Genomic DNA, 22,406 nt, shown 5'->3' on the forward strand with positions numbered 1-22,406 from the left:
GCCCCCGAAAAGGCCTCGCCCTTTCCGCCCTGGTCTCGCTCGCAGCGCCCCTTGCCAGACAACGTTGGAACACGCTGACATTCAATCCGCCGACCTCGCCCGCCGGATAGTTATTGCAAATGCGAGAGATTCGTATTTATAATCAGGCCTTCACCAACAGCCAGCCAACCGCTGCCTCATTCGCCATGATCGTCTGCGTCTGCCGCCGAGTGTCCGACCGAGAAATCGCGCGTCATGCGCGAGCCGGCATGACGTTCGACGAAGTCCAATTCGAACTTGGCGTGGCCACCCAGTGTGGCCAGTGCGAAGGATGCGCACGCGACGTGTTCGCGCAGTGCAGTGCCTCGCATCCGGTTGCCGCGATTCATCGCGACGACGAGGTCCAGGTGATCCAGCTTGCCAACTCCATCAAGGGAAGCAAGGCATGGAACTCATCGCAACACTCGGCGGCAGCCTGATTTTCGTGGCCGGCTCGGCCTGGTGGATTCTTCGGAAAGCCTAGCGGTTCGTTGCTGCATCCGGGCGCTTCATGCGCCCTCTCTCGTCGAAAAGATCGAACGTGTCTGACCGCTTCAATGCTCCCGCGGGGATGTCCCGCAACGCCATCATCGCCAGCGGCGTGGTAGTGTTCCATCTCGCCGCCCTCTGGGCGCTCCAGACCGGCCTCATCCGCAAGGCGGCCGAAGTGGTGATCCCGGTCGAAATCCTCAGCGAACTGATCGCGCCGCCCAAGCCTGCGGAACCGCCCCCACCACCGCCGCCCCCGCCCCCGCCCCCGGTCAAGCGCGAGATCACGAAGACCCCGCCGCCCCCGCGCCCGCAGGCCATCCGCACGCCCGCGCCGCCGACGCCCAACGCGCCCACCGGCGCGGTCGAGCCGCCACCGCCGCCTGCGCCCCCGGCGCCACCAGCTCCCCCCGCGCCGCCCGAACCACCGGCACCGCCGCCACCCGCGCCACCGGCCCCGCCGCGCATCATCAACCTGTCGGAAGGCGATGTTCAGTGGGTGCGCGAACCGCCCCGCGAGTACCCGCGGATGAGCGCGCGCATGGGCGAATACGGCCGCGTGGTCATTGCCGTGTACTTCAACAACGCCGGCTTTCCGAAGCGGGCCGAAGTCCGGACGTCGAGCGGCTATGAACGGCTGGACCAGGCCGCGCGCGATGCCATCATGAAATCGCAAATCACACCGCTGAATCGCCCCGGTGCCAGCGACGAAACACTGCGCTACTTCCTGGCGCCCATCAATTTCACAAAACCCGAGTAGATCTGGAGCATTCGCATGGATAACCAATTTGGCCTGATGAACCTGTGGGCGCAGGGTGACATCGTCACCCGCGGCGTCGCACTGTTGCTCATCGGCATGTCGCTCGCCTCCTGGATCGTCATCCTGATCAAGGCGCTGGACGTCATCCGCTACAAGCGCCTGGCCCGCGGCTCCTCCGATTTCTGGCACAGCGAAGACTTCGCCACCGCCCTCAACAAGCTCGGCAAGGACGACAGCAACCCCTTCCGCGCCCTCGCGCTGGAAGGCCGCGAAGCCACCGCGCACCATCGCAACACCAAGGCGCACCTGCACGACACGTTGGACGTGAGCGACTGGGTCACGCGCTGCCTGCGCAATGGCATCGATGAATTCACCGCGCGCCTGCAAACCGGGCTGGCCATCCTGGCCTCGGTCGGTTCCACCGCGCCCTTCATCGGCCTGTTCGGCACGGTCTGGGGCATCTACCACGCGCTGATGAGCATCAGCACCGCCGGCCAGGCGACCATCGACAAGGTGGCCGGGCCGATCGGCGAGGCGCTGATCATGACCGCGCTCGGCCTGGCGGTGGCGATTCCCGCGGTGCTGGGCTACAACGCGCTGGTGCGTGGCAACAAGTTCGTGCTGACCAAGCTCAACAGCTTCGCGCATGACCTGCACGCCTACTTCGTGACCGGCGCCCGCGTCCAGAGCAGCGAGCCCGCCACCGTGCTGCCGCTGAAGAAGGGCTGAGCACCATGGCCTTCGGAACCCAAGACGAACCGGATGAGGTGATGAACGAGATCAACATGACGCCGCTCGTCGACGTCATGCTGGTGCTCCTGATCATCTTCATCATCACCGTGCCGGTGATGAAGCACGCCGTCGCCATCGACCTGCCCCGCGCCAGCAGCGAGCGCGAGTTGACCAAGCCGGAGAACATCGTCTTCAGCATCAAGGCCGACGGCAGCTACTACTGGAACGACCAGCCCGTCAGCGATGCCGACCTCGGACCGCGCCTGGCGGCAGAAGCCGCGAAGGAGCCGCAGCCCGAGTTGCACATCCGCGGCGACAAGGACGTGCGCTATGAACGTGTGGCCAAGGCCATGTCGGCGGCACGCGAGGCCGGCGTGCGCAAGATCGGCTTCATCACCGAACCGGACGCCAAGTAGTCAAGCCCTTGTTGATCGCACTTTTCAATCATTTTGATTGACAAAAGTATTGAGAATCATTATCATTAACGTATTGATTCAGCAAAGGCCCTCGCCATGCAAACCACCCTGACCTCCTTTTCTGTCCTGAGCCATCCATCGCTCGATCGGTCGGGTGGCCGAGGCGCCGCGCCTGGCGAAAAACCAGTCCCGCTCGTTGAAAGCACGGCGCTGCTGCAAGGCAACAAGACGGTCGGCATCCTGCACAACGGATCGCTCTACCGCCTGCAGGCCACCAAACTGGGCAAGCTGATCCTCACCAAGTAGGGCCGGCCTGCCGCCCCGGGCAAGTTTCATCGTGGGGCGACCGAGGAGAGCAATCTCCAAAGGTCGTTTTTTGCTAGCCAACGGTTCGCCGACCAGCCAAGCTTTTTTTCACGATGCGCGCCAAATGAAAAACGCCGACCAATGGGTCGGCGTTTTGCTTTCCGGCGGTGGGATATCAGAGGCCGATGGCCGCGATGCCCGCCTTGGCGATCTGCGCGTCTTCGTTCGACTTCACGCCGCTCACGCCCACCGCGCCGATCACCTGCCCGTCCTTGACGATGGCCACGCCGCCTTCGAGCATGCCGTGAAGCGCCGGCACGGTCAGGAACGCGGTGCGCCCGCCGTTGATGATGTCTTCGTAGCCCTTGCTGTCGCGTCGGCCCATGGCGGCGGTGTGGGCCTTGGCGGGTGCGATGTGCGCCGACAGCGCATTGGCGCCGTCCAGGCGTTGCAGCCAGAGCAGGTTGCCGCCGTCGTCGGCGATGGCGATGGTCACCGCCCAGTTGTTCTTGAGGGCTTCCGCCTCGGCAGCGGCGGCGATGGCCTTGACGTCGGCGAGTTCGAGATAGGACTTGGTCTTCATGATCGATGTGGACTGAGGTAAACCCTCAAGCATAACGGCGACAGGCCGGCGCGGTTTTTGCTGCGCACCCCTTGCAGACCTCTAGAATGGGCCCAACTGCCGTCAGCAGTACCCCAAAAGGAGCAAATCAAGATGAACGACCGCGTCACTTCCATCGATGTCGCCGCCGGCTACAGCCAGACGCTGCCGCAGGCGGAGCGCCAGCGCGTACTGCGTAACACCTATTGGCTGCTGACACTCAGCCTCATCCCGACCGTGCTGGGCGCCTGGATCGGCGTGCAGACCGGCATCACCGCGAGCCTCAGTGGCGGCTTCGGCCTCATCGTCTTCCTGGCAGGTGCCTTCGGCTTCATGTTCGCAATCGAAAAGACCAAGAACTCGGCCGCGGGCGTGCCGGTGCTGCTTGGCTTCACCTTCTTCATGGGCCTGATGCTCTCGCGCCTGATCGCACAGGTGCTGGGCTTCAAGAATGGCGCTGAACTGGTCATGACCGCATTCGGCGGCACGGCAGGCGTCTTCTTCGTGATGGCCTCGCTGGCCACGGTGATCAAGCGCGACCTGTCGGGCATGGGCAAGTTCCTGTTCGTCGGCGTGATGGTGCTGTTCATCGGCTCGATCATCAATGTGTTCGTCGGCTCCACGGCCGGCATGCTGGCCATCTCGGTCGCGGCGATCGGCATCTTCTCGGCCTACATCCTGTATGACCTGAAGCAGATCATCGATGGGGGTGAAACCAACTACATCAGCGCGACGCTGGCGCTGTATCTGGACTTGTTCAACGTGTTCCAGAGCCTGCTGGCATTGCTTGGCATCTTCGGCGGCGAACGCGACTGATCGCACGCCGCACAGCGAAAAGGGGCCCTCGGGCCCCTTTTTCATGCGCAACAGGAACTACGCCAGATCGAACACGGCCATCGACTCGACGTGCGCCGTGTGCGGGAACATGTTGATCACGCCGGCGCTGCTGCAACGATAGCCGCCCTGATGCACGAGCAGGCCGGCGTCTCGCGCCAGCGTGGCAGGGTTGCAGCTCACATAGACGATGCGCTTCGGTGGCGTCCAGCCGTTGCGGCGCTCGGGTTCCTGGTGCAACTCGGCCACCGCCTTTGCCAGCGCAAAGGCGCCCTCGCGCGGCGGGTCGACCAGCCAGCGATCGGCCCGGCCGTCGGCGACCAGCATGTCTGGCGTCATCTCGAACAGGTTGCGCGAGACGAACCGGGTCGGGCTCAACGGACGGCTGGCGGGTGCGGCGGCCTGGTTTCGCTTGAAGTTCTCATGGGCACGCGCTACCAGCGTGTCGCTGCCCTCGATCCCAAGCACTTCGCCGGCCTGCGTGGCCAGCGGCAGCGTGAAGTTGCCCAGCCCGCAGAACCAGTCGATCACCCGTTCGTCGCCTTGTACGTCCAGCAAGCGCAACGCGCGCGTGACGAGCACGCGGTTGATGTGCGGGTTGACCTGGGTGAAGTCAGTGGGCTTGAACGGCATGCTGATGCCGAAATCGGGCAGGTCGTACGACAGCGTCGGACCGCCCTCGTCGAGCAGCTTGACCGTTTCCGGACCCTTGGCCTGCAGCCACCACTGGACGCCAGGGTGTTCGATGGCAAAGGCCCGAAGGCGCGCGATGTCGGCGGCGGACAGGGGCTCCAGGTGCCGCAGCACCAGCGCGATCACGCCGAGCGTCGTGCTGCCGGGCGCATCCCCACACGCCAGTTCGATCTGCGGGCAGGTCTGCTTCGCTTCCATCGAGTCGATGAGACCGCGCAGCGGTACCAGCAGGTCGCTGACCTGCGCCGGCAGCACCGGGCACTCCGTCATGTCGGCCACGTAGCTGCTCTTGCGCTCGTGGAAGCCGATCAGCACCACGCCTTTCTTGATCACGTGCCGAACCGACAGCCGCGCCCGATAGCGGTAGTGCCATGACGGCCCTTCCAGCGGGCGCAGCATGTTGTCGGGCTTGACCTTGCCGAGGTGCCACAGCGCATCTTCCAGGGCGCGTTGCTTGACGGCCACTTGCGCGGCGGCGTCCAGGTGCTGCATCTTGCAACCGCCGCAGGCGCCGGGATGCAGGCCGAAATGCTTGCAACCGGGCCGCACGCGCTGCGACGACTCACGCTGCAGGGCGGTGAGCACGCCCTGCTCCCAGTTGTTCTTCTTGCGCAAGACCTTGATCTGCACTTCCTCGAAAGGCAATGCGCCTTCGATGAAAACCACCTTGCCATCGGACTTGTGAGCGACGCCTTGTGCGTCGAGGTCGAGCGATTCGACCTGCAGCCATTCATCGGGAAGCGGCGGCGCTTTCTTCTCTGCTGTTTCTGTTGTCATGCCCCGATTGTCTCAGCGCGGCAGGCGCCGTCCGTCCAACCGGCGTGCGGCAGGGCCAGTGGTCCGCGCGCAGCACTCCTGCGATCCCCTCCCGACAGCTCAAAAGAGCGCATCGCGGCCGATGCCCGCGCGCGTCAGGTGCCGGCGCATCTTGGCCAGCGCTTCGTTCTGGATCTGGCGCACGCGCTCGCGCGTGAGACCGAGGCGCACGCTCAGGACCTCGAGCGTTTCGGGCTCGCGGTCGTGCAAGCCGTAGCGGCCTTCCAGCACCTCGCGTTCACGGCCACTGAGCGTCTCGATCCAGTTGTCGAGCAGCCGTTCCACCTCGCGCGAATGCGTCACGCCCGACGGATCGGCTGCATCGTCGTCGGAGGCCACCGTGTCGGCCAGGCTGAACCCCTCTTCGCCACCATGCTCGCCGCCGGCGCCGAGCGAGCGCGGCGTCTCGGCGAGCACCAGCAGGTCGCTCACTTCCTGCACATCGCGGCCCAGCAGCGAAGCGATGTCCTCGACGCGCACCCCGTCCGGTCGATGCGCAATGAAATCGGGATCGCCTTCGAGCGTCCGCCGCGCGCGCAGCACCTGCTGCAGTTCCCGCACCACATGCACCGGCAGCCGTATCGCGCGCCCCTGGTTCATGACGGCCCGCTCCGTCGACTGGCGTATCCACCACGTCGCATAGGTTGAAAAGCGAAAGCCGCGCTCGGGCTCGAACTTGGTGATGGCATGCATCAGGCCGAGGTTGCCCTCCTCGATGAGATCGGCCAGCGGCACCCCGCGGCCCAGATAGCCCTTGGCAATATTGACCACCAGCCGCAGGTTGTGCTCGATCATCGACTGCCGCGCTGAGAAGTCGCCCGCACGGGCCGCGCAGGCGGTCTGGAATTCCTCGGCCAAGGTGAAGAGTTGGGTGCGCCGGACTTCGCGCAGGTACTGCGTCAGCGAGTCGCCACCTTCCAGCCCCTGCAATGGCTCCTGGCCCGCTTGGCGCTGCGGGTCTTCGTCGCTTGGGGACTCCATCTGTTCCCTCCAAGCCTGCGGCACTGGCAGGCATTGTGCGAGATCAGCACGTTGGCAATCGATCGCCTCGCGCCCCTGTGCTCGACAGAGGCGGGGCGCAAGTCGTTATCGAGGCGGCAGGTAGCGGGCCGGATCGACCGGCTTGCCCTGGCGACGGATCTCGAAATGCAACTTGACGCGGTCAGTCCCGCTGTTACCCATCTCGGCGATCTTCTGGCCCTTTTGCACCGTCTGGTCTTCCTTGACCAGCAGCGTCTGGTTGTGGGCGTATGCCGTGAGGTAGGTACTGTTGTGTTTGAGAATGATCAGGTTGCCATAGGCGCGCAGGTTGGCCCCTGCATACACCACCTGACCATCAGCGGCGGCCAGCACCGGTTCGCCGGCCTTGCCGGCAATGTCCAGGCCCTTGTTCTTGACCTCGTCGAAGCCGGCGACCAGGCTGCCCTGAGCCGGCCAGATCCAGCCCACATCCTCGTCGCCTGAAGCCGCAGCAGCGGGGGCCACGGACGAGGTCGTGACTGGCGGCTTGACCGGTGTGGGGGCTGCCGCCGCGGCGACCGCGGCCGCACTTGCAGCGCCCGTGGCTGCGGCGGCCGGGGCGGTCGCCGAAGAAGTGGCGGGTGCAGTCGCTGCGGCCGAGGGGGTCGCGGCCACCACGGCCGGTGCGGCGGTCCCGCTGCCCGGCGGCGGAATGACGCGCAGCACCTGGCCTACTTCGATCTGGTCCGGATTCTCAAGGTTGTTCCAGCGGGCAAGATCCTGCCAGCGCTGCCCGGTGTCGGCACTGATGCGGCGAATGGTGTCGCCCGGACGCACGGCGTAGTAACCCGGCTTGCCGTAGTTCTCGATGCCAGCCAGCGGACGGCCCTGCTGGTCGACCGTCAATGGCGAGCCACCGGGGTTGGCGACCACCGGTGCGGTGGTGGCCGCAGGCATCTTCGTCATCGCGCCGCGGTCCTCGACCGGCGCGGGAGTGCGTGGCGTGACACAACCCGCAATCACGAGCGTCAACCCCAGCGAAACGCCGGCGACCCAGCTCCGATTGCCAATACCCTGCATTTGTTCTTCCTTCAAGCAATTCCCGATTTTAGGGGGACAAAGTGGACCGCCTCAAGAACGCGGCGCTGCACGCCGACGGCGGTTTTGTCAATGACAACCAGCGCTTGCCCGCCCGAGGCGGCGTGGGTCGGCGCCACGATGCGCCCGCCCACCGCAAGCTGTGAAATCCATTCTTCCGGCACCGACTCGCCGCCGGCCGCCGCAATGATGCCCGCATAGGGCGCACCCTTTGCGTAGCCGATCATGCCGTCGCCCAACAACAGGTGCACCGTCGCGAGGCGAAACGGCCGCAGATTGGCGCGTGCCTTCTCATGAAGGCCGCGCAGGCGCTCGATGCTGTAGACCTCGCTCGCCACATGGCTCAGCACCGCCGCCTGGTAGCCGCATCCGGTGCCGATCTCCATCACCCGGCCGAGCCGATCATTGGGCTTGCCGTTCAACGCGGGCGCGCCGAGCAGCAACTCGATCATGCGGGCCACCACGTTCGGCTTGGATATGGTCTGGCCCAGGCCGATTGGCAAACTTGTGTCTTCGTAGGCTTGGTTGACCAGTGCACTGTCGACGAACCGGTGTCGCTCCACGGCGCCCATGGCGCGCAGCACGCGCACGTCGGAGATACCTTGCGCGGCCAGTTTCTGGACCATGCGATCGCGCACCGCGTCCGACGCCATCGACGGCGTGCTGCTGAGCACGGCAGGCCGCATGGGCACAGAGGAGGTGCGACCTTGCAGGGCTGCGGAGGCGGTCGGCTTGAGCCGGACCGGGAAACTCGGGCGCTGCGTTGCCATCAGGTCGTGAGACGTGCGACCGCGTCGCGCCAGGCGCCGAGGTTCGCGTGATCGGTCAGGTCGATCTGCAACGGCGTCAGCGCCACATGACCCAGCGACGCGGCATGGAAGTCCGTGCCTTCGCCGCTGTCCTTGGCGCTACCGGCACCGGCGATCCAGTACATGGTTTCGCCGCGTGGGCTGTCCTGCGTGATGACCTTCTCCGCCGAATGGCGCCTCCCAAGGCGGCAGACCTTGGTTGACTGCAATTCAGTGAACGGCAGGTTCGGCACGTTCACGTTGAGCAGGAAAGCCGGCCCTTCGAGCATGCGCTCGCGCTCGATCTGCTGCACAAGCCGTCGCGCGACCTCCGCCGCTCCCTCGATGTGCGCCCAGCCCTTTTCCGTTTGCGAGAACGCAATGGCCGGGATGCCAAACAGATACGCCTCCATGGCCGCGCCGACCGTCCCTGAATAGATCGTGTCGTCGCCCATGTTGGCGCCGTTGTTGATGCCTGAGACGACCAGGTCCGGCCGGTAGCCGAGCAGGCCCTTCAGCGCGATGTGAACACAGTCCGCCGGCGTGCCAGTGACATAGCGAAAGCCGTTGTGCGCCGCATGCACGTAGAGCGGCGCGGCCAGCGTCAGTGCGTTCGACTTGGCGCTGTTGTTGTGCTCCGGTGCAACGACCTCGACGTCGGCAATGTCCTTCAGTGCGGCATGCAGTGCGACGATGCCGGGTGCCTGGTAACCGTCGTCGTTGGAGATGAGAATTTTCATGGCGTTGATGCGGTCATTCTAGGGTTGCGCCAGGTCACGCCAGAGACATTGGGCCCACGCCCGCCAACCGTATCATGGCCGCCCCTCAAGGAGACTCAATCTATGTGCCCACCTTCATCACTTCGTGTATTCAACGCGCCCGTTGGGGCGGCCCGGCGGGAGGCCTGACATGCACGCATGGCTTTGCGAAAACCCGGTGGGCGTCGATGCGCTGACCTGGAAGGAACTGCCGACACCGCAACCCGGCCCCGGCCAGGTGCTGATCGAGATCAAGGCGGCCAGCCTGAACTTCCCGGACTTGCTCATCGTCCAGAACAAGTACCAGATGAAGCCGCCCCTGCCCTTCGTGCCGGGTTCGGAGTACGCCGGCGTGGTGCAGGCGGTCGGTGAAGGCGTGACGCATCTCAAGGTGGGCCAGAACGTGGCATGCCTGTCCGGCACCGGCGGCTTCGGCACGCACACCTTGGCGCCGGCCGCACTCTGCATGCCACTGCCCGATGGGTTCGGCCATGTGGATGCGGCCGCCTTCATCATGATCTACGCCACTTCATGGCATGCATTGATGGACCGGGCGCAACTCAAAGCCGGCGAAACCGTGTTGATTTTGGGCGCGGCGGGCGGCGTCGGTACTGCGGCAATCCAGATTGCCAAGGCGGCCGGCGCTCGCGTGATTGCGGCTGCATCAACCGATGAGAAATGCGAACTGTGCAAGTCCATCGGTGCGGATATCGCCATCAATTACACGACGCATGCCTTGCCGAATGGCTTCCGCGATGCCATCAAAGCGGCGACCGACGGCAAAGGCCCCGATGTCATTTATGACCCTGTAGGCGGCGACTTTGCCGAACCTGCCTTCCGCTCGATCGGCTGGCGTGGCCGCTATTTGGTGGTCGGATTTGCATCGGGACCCATTCCCGCACTGCCCTTGAATTTGATGTTGCTCAAGGGCGCATCGCTGGTGGGCGTGTTCTGGGGCGACTTTGCCAAACGGGAACCCAAGGCCAATGCGGCAATGATGGCCGAATTGGCCCAATGGTATGGCCAGGGCAAGATCAAGCCGGTGATCGACAGCACGATGCCCATGGCAGACCTGAAGGCCGCCTATGAGCACATGGGTTCACGCGGGGTCAAGGGCAAACTGGTGATGGTCAACTGAAATCAACCCCCCGAAGCGCCTGCGGCGCCTCCCCCTCAAGGGGGCGCATCCAGCGGCCCGGCAGAGCCGGTTCCGCGGGTGCCCACGAATGGGCGTGCAGACGCTGGATTCATGCGCCGTGGCTCATGCGATACGTGGTGAAAGACTGATGCGTCCTTGCCGCGCCCCCAGTGCGGCGCACCATTGAAAAAGCCCGCGATGCGGGCTTTTCTTTTGAGGCCAGGATTCGTTCAGATTTCGAAGTCGGAAAGCGACTTGCCGGCAGCCAGTGCCTCGGTCACCCAACGCGGCTTGCGACCGCGGCCACCCGACCAACCTTCGCCATTCGGACCACGGTATTTGACAGCGGCCTTTGCCGGTGCCGCACCACCGCTGCGTTTGCCGGCAGCGCCGCGCGCCACGAGTTTCAGATCGGCAGCGCTGAGGCCATATTCCGCAATCTTCGCCCGAATGTCATCGATGACGGCGGCGCGTTCCTGGTTGCGAAGCTCCTCGGCCTGCTTGCGCAATTGCGCGATCTGCTCGTCGTGCTTCTTGATCTGGGAATTGATATCGGCAAGGGAGGACATTTGGCCTGCTTTCTCAAATTTGAAAAGAAAAAATTCTAATTCAAAAAAATAATGCTTCCAACCCGCAGACGCAAAAAAACGCGCCCGTCGTGAGGACGGGCGCGTTTCAAGGTGTTTTGGGGTGGCTGATGGGACTCGAACCCACGACGACCAGAATCACAATCTGGGACTCTACCAGCTGAGCTACAGCCACCAAAGAGCCTTCAATTATAGCGTCAAAATTTACTGTGTTGGCGCAGCAGGCTTCGAAACGCTGATTTCTGCCTTGTAGCGTTGCTTCAGCAACTCGTAGTACGCGTTGCTCTCGGCGCTGGAAACGATCTGGGAGAACTGGCCGATCTCCTGCGCGGCCTGCTCCGGCTTGGGCGCTTCACGCGGCACCACCTTGTTCACGCGAACCACCACATAGCCCTGCGCGCCGAGGTCGACGCCCGTCCATGCCGGCAGCTTGTTCGTGTCGGCGCGCAGTGCGCCCTCGACGACCTGCGGCGGCACCGACTGGGCCTCGAGCCGCGAGATCGTCACGGGCTCCGTCAGCTTGGCACCTGCCGCATCGGCTTGCCACGCCTTGAGCTTCGTTTCGCCCTCGGCCTTGGCCAGCGCAGCAGCGCGCTCGGCGATCAACTGGGTGCGCACCTTGTCCTTGACCTCGGCAAACTCCAGCGTGCGAGCTGCCATGTACTTGGTCATGCGCCCGGAAGCGATCTGGCTCGCGCCGATTTCAATGGCCTCGGTGTTGTGTTTGCGCTCGCGCGTATCGGCGGCAAACAATGCATCCAGGAACTTGCGGTTGGCCAAGGGGCCGGTGGCGCCGGCCGGCGGTGTGCGTGCAACATCGCTGGCCGTCTGGATCTTGAGCTTGAATTTGTCGGCTACGGGTTGGAGACTGTCCGGCTGCTGGAAGACCATGTCGGTGAATGACTCGGCCGCCTTGGCGAACTCCTGCGTCGCCTGTTGCGCGCGAGCCTCGTCCTCGATGCGCGCACGCACCTGCTCGAACGAAGGCGTCGTCTCCGGCTTGATGTCGGTGACCTCGATGATGTGATAGCCGAACTCGGTTTCCACGATGCCGCTGATCTCGCCCTTCTTGAGCGAGAACATCGCGTCCTCGAAGGGCTTGACCATCGTGCCGTCACGCTTCACGAAGTCCAGGTCGCCGCCCTTTTCTGCCGAGCCGGGATCCTGCGAATTCTTTCGTGCGATGTCGGCAAAGCTGGCGGGCGACTTCTTCACCTCGGCCAGCAACTGCTCGGCCTTGGCCTTGGCCTTTTCGCGGTCCGCGGCGGGCGCGCTGGCCGGCGCGGTGATCAGGATGTGGCTGGCGCGGCGCTCTTCCTTGGTGCTGAAGCGCGACTTGTTCTGCTCGTAGTAGGTCTTGAGGTCGGCGTCGCTGACGGCGATGTTCTTCTTGACCGAATCGAGGTCCAGCACGACGTATTCGACATCGGCCTGCTCCGGCGCCTGGAATTGGGCCTTGTGATCCTTGTACCAGGACTCCAGGTCCGCGTCGCTCACCGTGACCTTGCTGGCGAAGTCGGTCGGATTGAAGCGGGCCAACTGCACCTCGCGGCGGTCATAGAACGCATTGAGTGTTGCATCGGCTTGCGCCTTGGTCGCGAATGCCGAACCGGCAATGCCTTGCAACACCTGTTGCGTCGCCAGGCTAGCGCGGACCGAAGCCTCGTATTGCTCGGGTGTCTGCTGGGTGGCGCGCTGGAACAACGCGCGATCGAACTTGCCGTCCGCGCCGCGGAACATGGCCAGGCCCTGGTCCGCCGCGAATACGCGGGCCAGCTTGTCTTCCGACACCGTCATGTGCGTGTTCGCCGCGGCTGCCTGCAGCACGCGGTCGCGCACCATGCGCTCGAGCGTTGCGTACTTGGCTGCGTCGGTGTCGAACATGGCCGCATCGACACTCGGATTCTGCTGACGAATGCGATCGACCTCCATGCGGTGCTGCGCTTCCCATTCGGGCCGCGTGATGCCATGGCCATCGACGCTCGCGACCTTCTCGCCCTGGTTGGATTTGTCGTAGCGATCTGCAACGCCGAACCAGATGAACGACGGAATGATCAGCAAGAACAAGAACACCATGACGATCTTGTTGTGCTTGCGGAAGAAATCAAACATTGAGCACTCTCTCTATCGAACGCGGCCCGAACTCAGGCAATAAAAAAGGCGAACAACCTGTTCGCCTTTGCATCGGGTGGTGGGTGCTGAGGGGCTCGAACCCCCGACCTACGCCTTGTAAGGGCGCCGCTCTACCAACTGAGCTAAGCACCCCACCGAAAACGATGTCTCAGTTCAGCGCGTCTTTCAGCGCCTTGCCGGGACGGAACTTGGGGATCTTGGCGGCCTTGATTTTAATCGCAGCGCCGGTGCGCGGGTTGCGACCAGTGCGCGCCGCGCGTTTGCCTACAGCGAAAGTACCAAAACCCACGAGCGACACCGAGTTGCCCTTTTTCAAGGTCGTGCGAATCGCGCCGATGGTGGATTCGAGGGCGCGCGTGGCGGCTGCTTTGGAAATATCGGCATTCTTTGCGATGTGCTCAATCAGTTCGGTCTTGTTCACAAGGGCCTCTTGTCGGAAAAAAGTTGTCAGGTGTATCGCCGATGGCATGACCGACTTCGCAGTGTTGCCGCGCTGCGCGGTGCGAGAAGGAGGAAACAATTTCGGCGCGTCGGCAGCGCACTGCCGACAAGGATTAAAGCCACTGGTCTACGGGGTGTCAATAAGACATGGCGCCGGTCTGACCAACGGGGTCCGCGATTTTAGGGGCCTTTCGTGAACTCCATTTCAAAGGGCGGCTGCGATGGCCTTTCCGAGGTCGATCGTGCCGGCCGTTCCACCGATGTCCGGCGTGCGTGGCGCGCCGCTTTTCGGGGCGAGCACGGCCTCGATCGCGGCCAGGATCGCATCGTGCGCATCCTTGTGACCAAGGAACTCGAGCATCATCGCGCCGCACCAGATCTGCCCGATCGGATTGGCGATGCCCTTGCCCGCGATGTCGGGGGCGGACCCGTGTACGGGTTCGAACAACGAAGGCGTGGTGCGTTGCGGATTCAGGTTGGCGCTGGGCGCGATGCCGATGGTGCCGGTGCACGCGGGGCCGAGGTCGGACAGGATGTCGCCGAACAGGTTGCTTGCAACGACCACATCGAAGAAGTCGGGGCGCTGCACGAAATGCGCGGTGAGGATGTCGATGTGGAACTTGTCCAGTTCGACGCCGGGGTAGTCCTTGGCCATTGCTGCGACGCGCTCGTCCCAGTAGGGCATGGTGATGGAGATGCCGTTGGACTTGGTGGCGCTCGTCAGGTGCTTCTTCGGGCGCGACTGGGCCAGTTCGAAGGCGAACTTCAGCACGCGATCCACGCCGATGCGCGACATGACGGTTTCCTGAATGACGATCTCGCGCGACGTGCCTTCGTACATGCGTCCGCCGATGCTCGAGTACTCGCCTTCGGTGTTCTCGCGCACGATGTACATGTCAATCTCGCCGGGTTGACGCGGCGAGCCGTCGCGACGGACCACTGGCGCCGTGATGCCAGGCATAAGGCGCGCCGGGCGCAGGTTGATGTACTGGTCGAACTCGCGACGGAACAGCAGCAACGAGCCCCACAGCGAGACGTGGTCCGGGATCTTCTGCGGCCAGCCAACGGCACCGAAGAGGATGGCATCGTGCCCGCCGATCTGGTCCTTCCAGTTGTCGGGAAGCATCTTGCCGTGCTTCTCGTAGTAGTCCCAGCTCGAGAAGTCGAAGTGATCGAACTTCAGGTCGATGCCGAACTTGCGGGCGGCTGCGTCGAGGACGCGAATGCCCTCGGGCATGGTTTCCTTGCCGATGCCGTCGCCGGCGATGACTGCGATGCGTTGGGTGCTCATTCAGGGTCTCCAGAATTCATCATTGAAAGAAAGAGAGGGCCGCGTCGGCGATGGCTTGCGGTGCCTCTTCGGGAAGGTAGTGGCCGCACGGCAATGCGCGGCCGGACACATCGGATGCGCGCTCACGCCACAGCGAGAGCACGTCGAAGCAGCGGCCGACCGCGCCATGCTCGCCCCATAGCACCTGCACGGGCTGGGTAAGCCACTTGCCTGCGGCGATGTCGGCGCGATCGTGTTCGAGGTCGATCGATGCGGAGGCGCGATAGTCCTCGCAGATGGCATGGGCCGTGCCTTCGATGGCGGCGCAGCGTTCGTATTCGGCAAGCGCTTCGGGCGCGAACGGCGCAAGGCCTGCATGGCGGCTGCCCATGACGCTGCGCACATAGCGCGCCGGTCCGGATTCGATCAATGCCTCGGGCAAGGGCGGCGGCTGGATCAGCAGGAACCAGTGCCAGTAGGCGCGGGCGAAGGCCTCGCTGGTGTCGCGGTACATGGCCAGCGTGGGCGCGATGTCGAGCAGCAGCATGCGATCGACCGCGTCCACATGGTCGGCGGCCAGTCGATGCGCGACACGCGCGCCTCGGTCATGCGCCAGCACGCTGAAGCGATCGAAGCCGTGGTGCCGCATCACGGCCAGCGCATCGAGCGCCATCTCGCGCTTGCTGTAGGCCGCGTGGTCGGCGCCTGCGATGGGACGGCTGGAGTCGCCATAGCCGCGCAGGTCCATCATGACGAGCGTGAAGCGCTGCGCCAGCATGGGAGCGATGCGGTGCCAGATCACATGCGTCTGTGGATGACCGTGCAACAGCAGCAGGGGTGCGCCCTGGCCGCCAATGCGGCCATGCAGGCGGACCGGGCCGCGTTGAACATCGAAGGGGGTGAAGGTATTGAGCACGGGATGATTGTGCGTTGCGCGCTTCGCTGCATCAAGCAACAATCCGCGAAGCAATACTTTCCCTTATGGCACGAATCGATCGAGACGATCTTGAGCTGATGCAGGCCATTCGCGCGCAAGGCAGTCTGGCGGGCGCGGCGCTTGCGCTGGACGTGGTGCCTTCGGTTGTCACCAAGCGCCTGGGTGCGCTGGAGTCGCGATTGGGGCAGCGCATGTTCGAACGAACGACGCGGCGACTGAGCCTGACCACCGAAGGCGAGGCGCTGTGCCTGCGCGCGGACAGCCTGCTCGATGGCTTCGCCGCGCTGGAGACGGAACTGTCGGAACGGCAGAACGCCTTGAGCGGCAGCTTGCGGCTGGTGGCGACCTTCGGCTTCGGCCGGCGCTGGGTCGGGCCCGCGGTGGCCGAGTTCCAGGCAAGGCATCCGGGGTTGCAGATCGACCTGCACCTGACCGAGCAACTGCCCGAACTGGGCGCCGAAGGCTACGACGGCGCGGTCTGGCTGTGGAGCGTGCAGAGCCGACATGCGAGTGACTGGGTCACGCGCCGCATAGCGCGCAACCAGCGTGTGCTGGCCGCGGCACCGGGCTATCTGGCCCGGTGCGGCTCGCCGGCCGACTTGCAGGCGCTGGTCGGGCACGAATGCCTGGTGACGCGCGAGAACGCCAACGCACTGCAACGGCCGGTCGATCTCTGGACCTTGAAGCATTCACGCGACGGCAGCACGGCGCGCGTCCGTGTGAACGGCGCATTGGCGAGCAACTCTGGCGAGATGGTGCGCGACTGGTGCCTGCAGGGGCGCGGCATCATGCTGCGCAGCCTCTGGGACATTGCGCCGCAACTGGCCTCGGGCGAACTGGTGCGGGTGTTGCCGCAGTACGCGATGCCCGATGCGGACATCCACTGGATCGCGCCCTGGCGCCCGAAGACGCCGCGCCGCGTGCGCCTGCTGATCGACTTCCTGGTCGAGGCGTTTCGCGCGGAGCCGTGGAAGGTACCGGCCGCATCGAAAGCGACACGCCGGAACAGGTAGGCCTACGCTTGCGCGCTGTCGCCGCGCACCACCAGGCTCACGCCCACGGCCGTCATGGCAATGCCAGCCAGCGTCGTCGCGGTGATGGGTTCATCGAACAGCAGCCAGGCCATGACCGCTGTGGTCGGCGGCACGAGGTACAGCAGGCTGGTGACGGCGGTCGCGGTGCCGCGCTGGATCAACATGTAGAGCAGCGAGCTGCCACCCAGTGAAAGTGCGAGCACGGACCAGGCCAGCGAACCGATCACCGAGGCATTCCAGACGATGGCGTCCGTCTCCATGAGGGCGAATGGCAAGGTCACGATCAGCGCGGCGCCGAGTTGCACTGCACTCGCGCTGCGCACGTCGCAAGGCTCGACGAAGCGCTTCTGGTAGAGCGTGCCGGCGGTGATCGACAGCAACGCAAGAATTGCCAGACTCATGCTCGTGGCAGTGACTTCGCCACCCTGCCCCAGCTTGCGCGAGACCACAAGCACCAGGCCGGCAAAGCCGAGAAGCAGCCCTGTCCACTGACGCCTGGAGATGGCGCCGCCGCGGAGCGACAGCCACACGGCCGTCAGCACGGGCTGGATGCCGACCAGCAAGGCGATCAGGCCCGAGCCCATGCCGGCCTTGACTGCGGCCCAAACGCCCCCCAGGTAGCCGGCCTGCATCAGGATGCCGGTGACGACCAGGTGCAGCCACTGCGCCCGGCCCCGAGGCCACGCGACGCGCGCAATGGCGATCCACAAGCCGAAGCAAAGCACCGAGAACGCATAGCGCACCGCCAGGAACTTGAGCGGCGGCGCATAGGGCATGCCATAGCGCGCCACGATGAAGCCGGTGCTCCAGATCAGCACGAAGACCCCCGGCATCATCCGAAGCCAGGCGGTGTCTCGCCCCTGGGCCGTCATTTGGCGCGGGCCCGGATCTCGGGCAGCGCCTTCTGCAGGTAATAGACCATCGACCAGACGGTGAGCACGGCGGAGATCCAGATCAGGATGTGTCCCCACCACTGCGTGTTGATCACACCGAACAGGACACCGTTGTAGAGGAGAAACGGGATCGCCACCATCTGCACGACCGTCTTGACCTTGCCGACCATGTGCACGGCCACGCTCTTGCTGGCGCCGATCTGGGCCATCCATTCGCGCAAGGCGGAGATCGCGATCTCACGGCCGATGATGATGAGCGCCACGAACACGTCCGCGCGTTGCAGGTGCACCAGCACCAGCAAGGAGGCGCAGACCAGGAACTTGTCGGCCACCGGGTCGAGGAAGGCGCCGAAGGACGAAGTCTGGTTGAGCTTGCGGGCCAGGTAGCCGTCCAGCCAGTCGGTCGCGGCAAAGACGATGAACATCACCGTGGCGATGAGATTGCGCATCGGCTCGGCAAGGGGCAGGTAGAACACACCGACGATCAAGGGAATCGCGACGATGCGCGTCCAGGTCATGATGGTCGGCAGGGTCCAGAACATAGCGCTTGATTGTGACTTGGATTAGTGGAGTGCTTTGTAGATGTCTTCCGCAAGGTCCAGGGCGATGCCTTCGACCGAGGCGATGTCCTCGACGCTGGCCGCCGCAACGCCCCGGATTCCGCCAAAGCGCTGGAGCAGCCGGGCACGCCGCTTGGGGCCGATGCCGGGAATGTCCTCGAGCTGGCTGCCGCCCACGCGGACCTTGGCGCGCTTGGCCCGCATGCCGGTGATGGCGAAGCGGTGCGCCTCGTCGCGAATCTGCGCGACCAGCATCAAGGCGGCGGAGTCGCGGCCGAGGTAGACCTTTTCACGGCCATCGGCGAAGACCAGTTCTTCCAGCCCGACCTTGCGGCCCTCGCCCTTTTCGACGCCGACGATCAGCGACAGCGGCAGGCCCAGTTCGCTGAACACCTCGCGCGCCATCGAGACCTGGCCCTTGCCGCCGTCGACCAGCACCAGGTCGGGCATGCGCGCGGCCTTGGTGCCGGCGGGTGCGTCGGCGCCGCCGCCATCGCCGGGCGTGGGGGCGTCGGTCTCGGCGGCCATGGTTTCTGCGAGGCGGCCGTAGCGGCGCGTGAGCACCTGGCGCATGGCGGCGTAGTCGTCGCCGGGCGTGATGCCTTCGATGTTGAATCGGCGGTACTCGCGGTTCTGCATCGCGTGCTTCTCGAACACCACGCAGGAGGCCTGCGTGGCCTCGCCGGCCGTGTGCGAGATGTCGAAGCATTCGATGCGCAGGGTGTCGAGATCGTCAGGGGCCAGTTCCAGCGCATCGACCAGCGCGCGCGTACGGGCTTGCTGCGAGCCTTCCTCGGCCAGCAGGCGGGCCAGTTGCAGGCCTGCATTGGTCTGCGCCATCTCCAGCCAGTGGCGCCGCTGTTCGCGCGGCTGGAACACGGCGGTGACGCGCACGCCGGCCTGCTGCGACACCGCCTCGATGAGCGCGCGACTCACCTGTTCGCTCAACACCAGCGTGGCAGGCACGGGCACGTCGATGTAGTGCTGGGCGATGAAGGCTTCGAGCACCTGGACTTCGACCGAATCGAGCACGGCGGGCGCGCTGCCTTCGTCCAGCTCGTCGGGATGGACCAGCGACGCGTCTTCCACATGCACCGGAAAGTAGGCCCGGTCCCCCAGGTGCCGCCCGCCGCGCACCATGGCCAGGTTGACGCAGGCCTTGCCGCCCTGCACCTTCACGGCCAGGATGTCGACGTCCTTGTCCGAGGCGATCTCGATGGACTGCTGGTGCAGCACGCGCGAGATGGCCGACATCTGGTTGCGCAGTTCGGCCGCCTGCTCGAATTCGAGTTTCTCGGCATGCGCGGTCATGCGGGCTTCCAGCTGGCCGAGCACAGCCTGCGTGTCGCCCATGAGGAAGGACTCGGCATTGGCCACGTCCTGCGCATAGGCCTCGGGCGTGATGTAGCCGACGCACGGACCGGTGCAGCGCTTGATCTGGTAGAGCAGGCAGGGCCGGGCGCGGTTGGCGTAGACCGTGTCCTCGCAGGTGCGCAGCTTGAACACCTTCTGCAGCAGCTGGATCGACTCCTTCACGGCCCAGGCGCTCGGGTACGGGCCGAAGTAGCGGTGCTTGCGATCGGTCGCGCCGCGGTAGTAGGCCAGGCGCGGGTAGGTGTGCGAGGCGATCTTCAGGTAGGGGTAGCTCTTGTCGTCCCGGAACAGGATGTTGTACTTGGGCTTGAGCGTCTTGATGAGGTTGTTCTCGAGCAGCAGCGCCTCGGCCTCGGAGCGCACCACCGTCGTCTCCATGCGCGCGATCTTGCTGATCATGTGGCCGATGCGCGTGCCGCCGTGGTTCTTCTGGAAGTAGTTGGCCACCCGCTTCCGGAGGTTGCGCGCCTTGCCCACGTAGAGGACCGCGCCGGCCGCGTCGAAGTAGCGGTAGACGCCCGGCAGTTGCGGCAGGGCCGCGACTTCGCTGAGCAGTTGATCGGAATGCACGTCTGACATGGCGGATATTGTGGCTTGGCCGGAGGGCGCCCGAAGCGCCCCGCCTCGGTAATGTCGGCCTTGTCTCGCTGCATTTTCTCAAGCAGGATGTTCCGGCTGCCGCACGCCTTGTGCGGCACGCGGGAGGGCCGCGGTGCAACGCGCCGGGGCATCGATAAAACCAACGCTGGATTGCCTCATGAAAACCCAACACCCCTGGTGGCTCGCCACACCGGTTGCCTTGTCGCTCGCGCTCGCCGGCTGCGGCGGGGGCTCCCACAACAGCAACTACTACTTTCCCATCACCACGCCGCCGCCGGCCGCGGTGGACAGCAGCTGCGAGACCACCGGCGCATCGGGCACACCCGTCGTGGTCGGTTCGGGCCTGCCCGGCGACCCGGCCCTGCCGGAGCCGGCCTCCGGCTACATCACGGGTCGGAAGGTGGTGACCACGAAGAGCTACATGGTGGTGGCCAACCATCCGCTGGCCACGCGGGCCGGCTGCGATGTGCTCAAGGCCGGCGGCAGCGCGACGGACGCAGCCATCGCGGTGCAGGCCGTGCTGGGCCTGGTCGAGCCGCAATCGAGCAGCCTGGCTGGCGGCGCCTTCCTGCTGCACTACGACGCGAAGACGAAGAAGGTTCAGGCCTATGACGGCCGAGAAACGGCGCCAGCCGCCGCCACCGGCAACTACCTGCGCTACATCGACGACACGACCGACCAGTCGCCGCCCCTGCCGAATGCGCGCGCCAGCGGCCGCTCGATCGGCACGCCGGGCGTAATGCGCATGCTCGCCCTGGCGCACGGCGACCACGGCAAGCTGCCCTGGAAGGACTTGTTCGGCGAAGGCACCGACCTCGCCACCAACGGCTTCAAGATCGGCGGGCGCATGGCCGCGGCCATTGCGCTGTCGGCGCCGAACCTCAAGCGCGATGCCGAGGCCGCCGCCTACTTCCTCGACGCAGCCGGCAATCCCAAGCCGCTGGGCACGACGCTGACCAACCCGGCCTATGCCGAGGTGCTGAAGACGATCGCGACCAAGGGCGCCGATGCGCTCTACACCGGCCCCATCGCGCAGGACATCGTGGCCAAGATCCAGGCGACCCAGGGCGCCGACGGCTCGGTCATCACGCCGGGCAAGACCACGCTGGCCGACCTGGCGGCCTACCAGCCCAAGCGGCGCGATCCGGTGTGCGCGACCTACCGCAGCTACAACGTCTGCAGCATGTCGCCGCCGTCGTCCGGCGGCATCGGTGTGCTGTCGACGCTCGGCATCCTGGAGAACTTCCAGCTCGGCAACTATCCGCCGACCAACATCGACCTGGAAGGCGGCAAGCCCGCCGTGCTGGGCGTGCACCTGGTCAGCGAGGCCGAACGCCTGGCCTATGCCGACCGCGACAAGTACGTGGCCGACACCGACTTCGTGCCGCTGCCCGGTGGCAGCCCGGACACGCTGCTCAACAAGCCCTACCTCGCCTCGCGGGCCGCCCTGATCAGCCTCAACAAGAGCATGGGCACGGCCACCGCAGGCGACTTCGGCGCGCCGCCGCTGGGCATCGACAAGACGGTGGAGCAAGGCACGACGCACATCTCCATCGTCGACAGGGAAGGCAACGTGGTGACGATGACGACCACGGTGGAATCCACGCTCGGCTCGTACCACATGGCGCGCGGGATCATGCTGAACAACCAGTTGACCGACTTCAGCGCGTCGCCGGTCGATGCCAACGGCGTGCCGGTGGCCAACCGCGTGGCGCCGGGCAAGCGTCCGCGCAGCACGATGGCGCCGGTGCTGGTGTTCAAGGGCACCGACACGGGCGACTTCCTGATGGCAACCGGCTCGCCGGGCGGCGGCACGATCATCCAGTACGTGGTCAAGACCACGGTGGGTGCGCTGGACTGGGGGCTGGATGCGCAGCAGGCGACGTCGATGGTCGACTTCGGCGCGGCCAATACGCCGACGACCAACGTCGGCGGCGAGCATCCGAACATCGATACCTCCAACGGCGGCAACAACGATCCGTTGATTACCGGGTTGCGGGCGCTGGGGCACACGGTGTCGACCACCGCGCAGATCAGTGGCATTTCGACCATCATCCGCAAAAAGGTGGACGGCGGGACGGTGCTGACGGGTGGCGCCGATCCGCGGCGCGAGGGAATCGTGCTCGGGTCCATGCCCTGAAAGGCCGGATGGCCTCTGCGCCTCCTGGAC

23 protein-coding genes and 2 tRNA genes are annotated in these 22,406 nt (G+C 65.1%); 9 read left to right on the top strand and 16 right to left on the bottom strand.

Annotated features, from left to right (window positions below; translation table 11 throughout):
• Positions 1-185: 185 nt before the first annotated feature.
• From WKW79_RS04525 to hemP, 5 genes are all read left to right on the top strand, one after another.
• Entirely contained in the window at positions 186-458 is a 273-nt protein-coding gene (locus WKW79_RS04525; protein WP_340334609.1) for a (2Fe-2S)-binding protein, read from the top strand.
• Between the two features lie 71 nt (positions 459-529).
• Entirely contained in the window at positions 530-1,267 is a 738-nt protein-coding gene (locus tag WKW79_RS04530; RefSeq protein WP_422823814.1) for an energy transducer TonB, read from the top strand.
• Positions 1,268-1,282: 15 nt separating this feature from the next.
• Positions 1,283-1,996, top strand: coding sequence for a MotA/TolQ/ExbB proton channel family protein (locus WKW79_RS04535; RefSeq protein WP_340333928.1), 714 nt, complete (start codon positions 1,283-1,285; stop codon positions 1,994-1,996).
• Between the two features lie 5 nt (positions 1,997-2,001).
• Positions 2,002-2,415, top strand: a complete 414-nt coding sequence (locus WKW79_RS04540) for an ExbD/TolR family protein (protein WP_340333929.1) — start codon at positions 2,002-2,004, stop codon at positions 2,413-2,415.
• A 96-nt stretch (positions 2,416-2,511) separates the two neighbouring features.
• Positions 2,512-2,721 carry a hemin uptake protein HemP gene (hemP, locus tag WKW79_RS04545; RefSeq protein ID WP_340333930.1) on the top strand — a complete coding sequence of 70 codons (210 nt, stop codon included), beginning with the start codon at positions 2,512-2,514 and terminating at the stop codon, positions 2,719-2,721.
• Positions 2,722-2,896: 175 nt separating this feature from the next.
• Here hemP and WKW79_RS04550 read toward each other — a convergent pair whose 3' ends face one another.
• A complete protein-coding gene (locus WKW79_RS04550) occupies positions 2,897-3,304 on the bottom strand; it encodes a GlcG/HbpS family heme-binding protein (RefSeq protein WP_340333931.1) in 408 nt (135 codons plus the stop codon).
• A gap of 132 nt (positions 3,305-3,436) precedes the next feature.
• Here WKW79_RS04550 and WKW79_RS04555 point away from each other — a divergent pair, with 132 nt between their 5' ends.
• A complete protein-coding gene (locus tag WKW79_RS04555; RefSeq protein WP_340333932.1) occupies positions 3,437-4,138 on the top strand; it encodes a Bax inhibitor-1/YccA family protein in 702 nt (233 codons plus the stop codon).
• A 57-nt stretch (positions 4,139-4,195) separates the two neighbouring features.
• Here WKW79_RS04555 and rlmD read toward each other — a convergent pair whose 3' ends face one another.
• The 5 genes from rlmD to surE all read right to left on the bottom strand — a co-directional run bounded on the left by rlmD (position 4,196) and on the right by surE (position 9,251).
• Positions 4,196-5,626 (bottom strand): 23S rRNA (uracil(1939)-C(5))-methyltransferase RlmD, encoded by a 1,431-nt coding sequence (rlmD, locus tag WKW79_RS04560; protein WP_340333933.1) that lies wholly within the window; start codon positions 5,624-5,626, stop codon positions 4,196-4,198.
• A gap of 99 nt (positions 5,627-5,725) precedes the next feature.
• Positions 5,726-6,646 carry a sigma-70 family RNA polymerase sigma factor gene (locus WKW79_RS04565; protein ID WP_340333934.1) on the bottom strand — a complete coding sequence of 307 codons (921 nt, stop codon included), beginning with the start codon at positions 6,644-6,646 and terminating at the stop codon, positions 5,726-5,728.
• A 105-nt stretch (positions 6,647-6,751) separates the two neighbouring features.
• Positions 6,752-7,705: a peptidoglycan DD-metalloendopeptidase family protein gene (locus WKW79_RS04570; RefSeq protein WP_340333935.1), complete on the bottom strand. Its 954-nt coding sequence runs from the start codon at positions 7,703-7,705 to the stop codon at positions 6,752-6,754.
• Positions 7,706-7,716: 11 nt separating this feature from the next.
• Positions 7,717-8,493, bottom strand: a complete 777-nt coding sequence (locus WKW79_RS04575; protein ID WP_340333936.1) for a protein-L-isoaspartate(D-aspartate) O-methyltransferase — start codon at positions 8,491-8,493, stop codon at positions 7,717-7,719.
• On the bottom strand, positions 8,493-9,251 hold the full coding sequence (gene surE, locus WKW79_RS04580; protein ID WP_340333937.1) for a 5'/3'-nucleotidase SurE: 759 nt from the start codon (positions 9,249-9,251) through the stop codon (positions 8,493-8,495). The genes WKW79_RS04575 and surE overlap by 1 nt, the downstream gene beginning before the upstream one ends.
• A gap of 169 nt (positions 9,252-9,420) precedes the next feature.
• On the opposite strand from surE, the gene WKW79_RS04585 reads away from it, so the two are divergent.
• Positions 9,421-10,407: an NADPH:quinone oxidoreductase family protein gene (locus WKW79_RS04585; protein WP_340333938.1), complete on the top strand. Its 987-nt coding sequence runs from the start codon at positions 9,421-9,423 to the stop codon at positions 10,405-10,407.
• A gap of 230 nt (positions 10,408-10,637) precedes the next feature.
• Here the strand turns inward: WKW79_RS04585 and WKW79_RS04590 are convergent, their stop codons facing one another.
• From WKW79_RS04590 to WKW79_RS04620, 7 genes are all read right to left on the bottom strand, one after another.
• Positions 10,638-10,976, bottom strand: coding sequence for an H-NS histone family protein (locus WKW79_RS04590; RefSeq protein ID WP_340333939.1), 339 nt, complete (start codon positions 10,974-10,976; stop codon positions 10,638-10,640).
• 117 nt (positions 10,977-11,093) lie between these two features.
• Positions 11,094-11,169, bottom strand: a tRNA-His gene (locus WKW79_RS04595).
• Positions 11,170-11,198: 29 nt separating this feature from the next.
• Complete coding sequence (locus WKW79_RS04600) at positions 11,199-13,106, bottom strand: SurA N-terminal domain-containing protein (RefSeq protein WP_340333940.1); 1,908 nt, start codon at positions 13,104-13,106, stop codon at positions 11,199-11,201.
• 77 nt (positions 13,107-13,183) lie between these two features.
• A tRNA-Val gene (locus WKW79_RS04605) sits at positions 13,184-13,259 on the bottom strand.
• 16 nt (positions 13,260-13,275) lie between these two features.
• On the bottom strand, positions 13,276-13,548 hold the full coding sequence (locus WKW79_RS04610; RefSeq protein WP_068642416.1) for an HU family DNA-binding protein: 273 nt from the start codon (positions 13,546-13,548) through the stop codon (positions 13,276-13,278).
• A 225-nt stretch (positions 13,549-13,773) separates the two neighbouring features.
• Positions 13,774-14,859, bottom strand: a complete 1,086-nt coding sequence (locus WKW79_RS04615) for a tartrate dehydrogenase (RefSeq protein ID WP_340333941.1) — start codon at positions 14,857-14,859, stop codon at positions 13,774-13,776.
• Between the two features lie 19 nt (positions 14,860-14,878).
• Entirely contained in the window at positions 14,879-15,754 is an 876-nt protein-coding gene (locus tag WKW79_RS04620) for an alpha/beta fold hydrolase (RefSeq protein WP_340333942.1), read from the bottom strand.
• Between the two features lie 98 nt (positions 15,755-15,852).
• Here WKW79_RS04620 and WKW79_RS04625 point away from each other — a divergent pair, with 98 nt between their 5' ends.
• A complete protein-coding gene (locus WKW79_RS04625) occupies positions 15,853-16,788 on the top strand; it encodes a LysR substrate-binding domain-containing protein (RefSeq protein WP_422823815.1) in 936 nt (311 codons plus the stop codon).
• A gap of 2 nt (positions 16,789-16,790) precedes the next feature.
• Here WKW79_RS04625 and WKW79_RS04630 read toward each other — a convergent pair whose 3' ends face one another.
• The 3 genes from WKW79_RS04630 to uvrC are packed head-to-tail and all read right to left on the bottom strand — an operon-like array spanning position 16,791 to position 20,215.
• Positions 16,791-17,642: a DMT family transporter gene (locus WKW79_RS04630; RefSeq protein WP_340333943.1), complete on the bottom strand. Its 852-nt coding sequence runs from the start codon at positions 17,640-17,642 to the stop codon at positions 16,791-16,793.
• Positions 17,643-17,677: 35 nt separating this feature from the next.
• Complete coding sequence (gene pgsA, locus WKW79_RS04635; protein WP_340333944.1) at positions 17,678-18,244, bottom strand: CDP-diacylglycerol--glycerol-3-phosphate 3-phosphatidyltransferase; 567 nt, start codon at positions 18,242-18,244, stop codon at positions 17,678-17,680.
• A 21-nt stretch (positions 18,245-18,265) separates the two neighbouring features.
• Entirely contained in the window at positions 18,266-20,215 is a 1,950-nt protein-coding gene (gene uvrC / locus WKW79_RS04640; RefSeq protein WP_340333945.1) for an excinuclease ABC subunit UvrC, read from the bottom strand.
• A 178-nt stretch (positions 20,216-20,393) separates the two neighbouring features.
• On the opposite strand from uvrC, the gene WKW79_RS04645 reads away from it, so the two are divergent.
• A complete protein-coding gene (locus tag WKW79_RS04645; protein WP_340333946.1) occupies positions 20,394-22,376 on the top strand; it encodes a gamma-glutamyltransferase family protein in 1,983 nt (660 codons plus the stop codon).
• Positions 22,377-22,406: the final 30 nt, after the last annotated feature.

The organism is Variovorax robiniae (assembly GCF_037889955.1).
In the GTDB taxonomy this organism is placed as follows: domain Bacteria; phylum Pseudomonadota; class Gammaproteobacteria; order Burkholderiales; family Burkholderiaceae_C; genus Variovorax; species Variovorax robiniae.

Bases quoted from the DNA above. Each gene is read 5' to 3' on its own strand.
- WKW79_RS04525 (WP_340334609.1), top strand. From the start codon at position 186: ATGATCGTCTGCGTCTGCCGCCGAGTGTCCGACCGAGAAATCGCGCGT.
- WKW79_RS04530 (WP_422823814.1), top strand. From the start codon at position 530: ATGCGCCCTCTCTCGTCGAAAAGATCGAACGTGTCTGACCGCTTCAAT.
- WKW79_RS04535 (WP_340333928.1), top strand. From the start codon at position 1,283: ATGGATAACCAATTTGGCCTGATGAACCTGTGGGCGCAGGGTGACATC.
- WKW79_RS04540 (WP_340333929.1), top strand. From the start codon at position 2,002: ATGGCCTTCGGAACCCAAGACGAACCGGATGAGGTGATGAACGAGATC.
- hemP (WP_340333930.1), top strand. From the start codon at position 2,512: ATGCAAACCACCCTGACCTCCTTTTCTGTCCTGAGCCATCCATCGCTC.
- WKW79_RS04550 (WP_340333931.1), bottom strand. From the start codon at position 3,304: ATGAAGACCAAGTCCTATCTCGAACTCGCCGACGTCAAGGCCATCGCC.
- WKW79_RS04555 (WP_340333932.1), top strand. From the start codon at position 3,437: ATGAACGACCGCGTCACTTCCATCGATGTCGCCGCCGGCTACAGCCAG.
- rlmD (WP_340333933.1), bottom strand. From the start codon at position 5,626: ATGACAACAGAAACAGCAGAGAAGAAAGCGCCGCCGCTTCCCGATGAA.
- WKW79_RS04565 (WP_340333934.1), bottom strand. From the start codon at position 6,646: ATGGAGTCCCCAAGCGACGAAGACCCGCAGCGCCAAGCGGGCCAGGAG.
- WKW79_RS04570 (WP_340333935.1), bottom strand. From the start codon at position 7,705: ATGCAGGGTATTGGCAATCGGAGCTGGGTCGCCGGCGTTTCGCTGGGG.
- WKW79_RS04575 (WP_340333936.1), bottom strand. From the start codon at position 8,493: ATGGCAACGCAGCGCCCGAGTTTCCCGGTCCGGCTCAAGCCGACCGCC.
- surE (WP_340333937.1), bottom strand. From the start codon at position 9,251: ATGAAAATTCTCATCTCCAACGACGACGGTTACCAGGCACCCGGCATC.
- WKW79_RS04585 (WP_340333938.1), top strand. From the start codon at position 9,421: ATGCACGCATGGCTTTGCGAAAACCCGGTGGGCGTCGATGCGCTGACC.
- WKW79_RS04590 (WP_340333939.1), bottom strand. From the start codon at position 10,976: ATGTCCTCCCTTGCCGATATCAATTCCCAGATCAAGAAGCACGACGAG.
- WKW79_RS04600 (WP_340333940.1), bottom strand. From the start codon at position 13,106: ATGTTTGATTTCTTCCGCAAGCACAACAAGATCGTCATGGTGTTCTTG.
- WKW79_RS04615 (WP_340333941.1), bottom strand. From the start codon at position 14,859: ATGAGCACCCAACGCATCGCAGTCATCGCCGGCGACGGCATCGGCAAG.
- WKW79_RS04625 (WP_422823815.1), top strand. From the start codon at position 15,853: ATGCAGGCCATTCGCGCGCAAGGCAGTCTGGCGGGCGCGGCGCTTGCG.
- WKW79_RS04630 (WP_340333943.1), bottom strand. From the start codon at position 17,642: ATGCCGGGGGTCTTCGTGCTGATCTGGAGCACCGGCTTCATCGTGGCG.
- pgsA (WP_340333944.1), bottom strand. From the start codon at position 18,244: ATGTTCTGGACCCTGCCGACCATCATGACCTGGACGCGCATCGTCGCG.
- uvrC (WP_340333945.1), bottom strand. From the start codon at position 20,215: ATGTCAGACGTGCATTCCGATCAACTGCTCAGCGAAGTCGCGGCCCTG.
- WKW79_RS04645 (WP_340333946.1), top strand. From the start codon at position 20,394: ATGAAAACCCAACACCCCTGGTGGCTCGCCACACCGGTTGCCTTGTCG.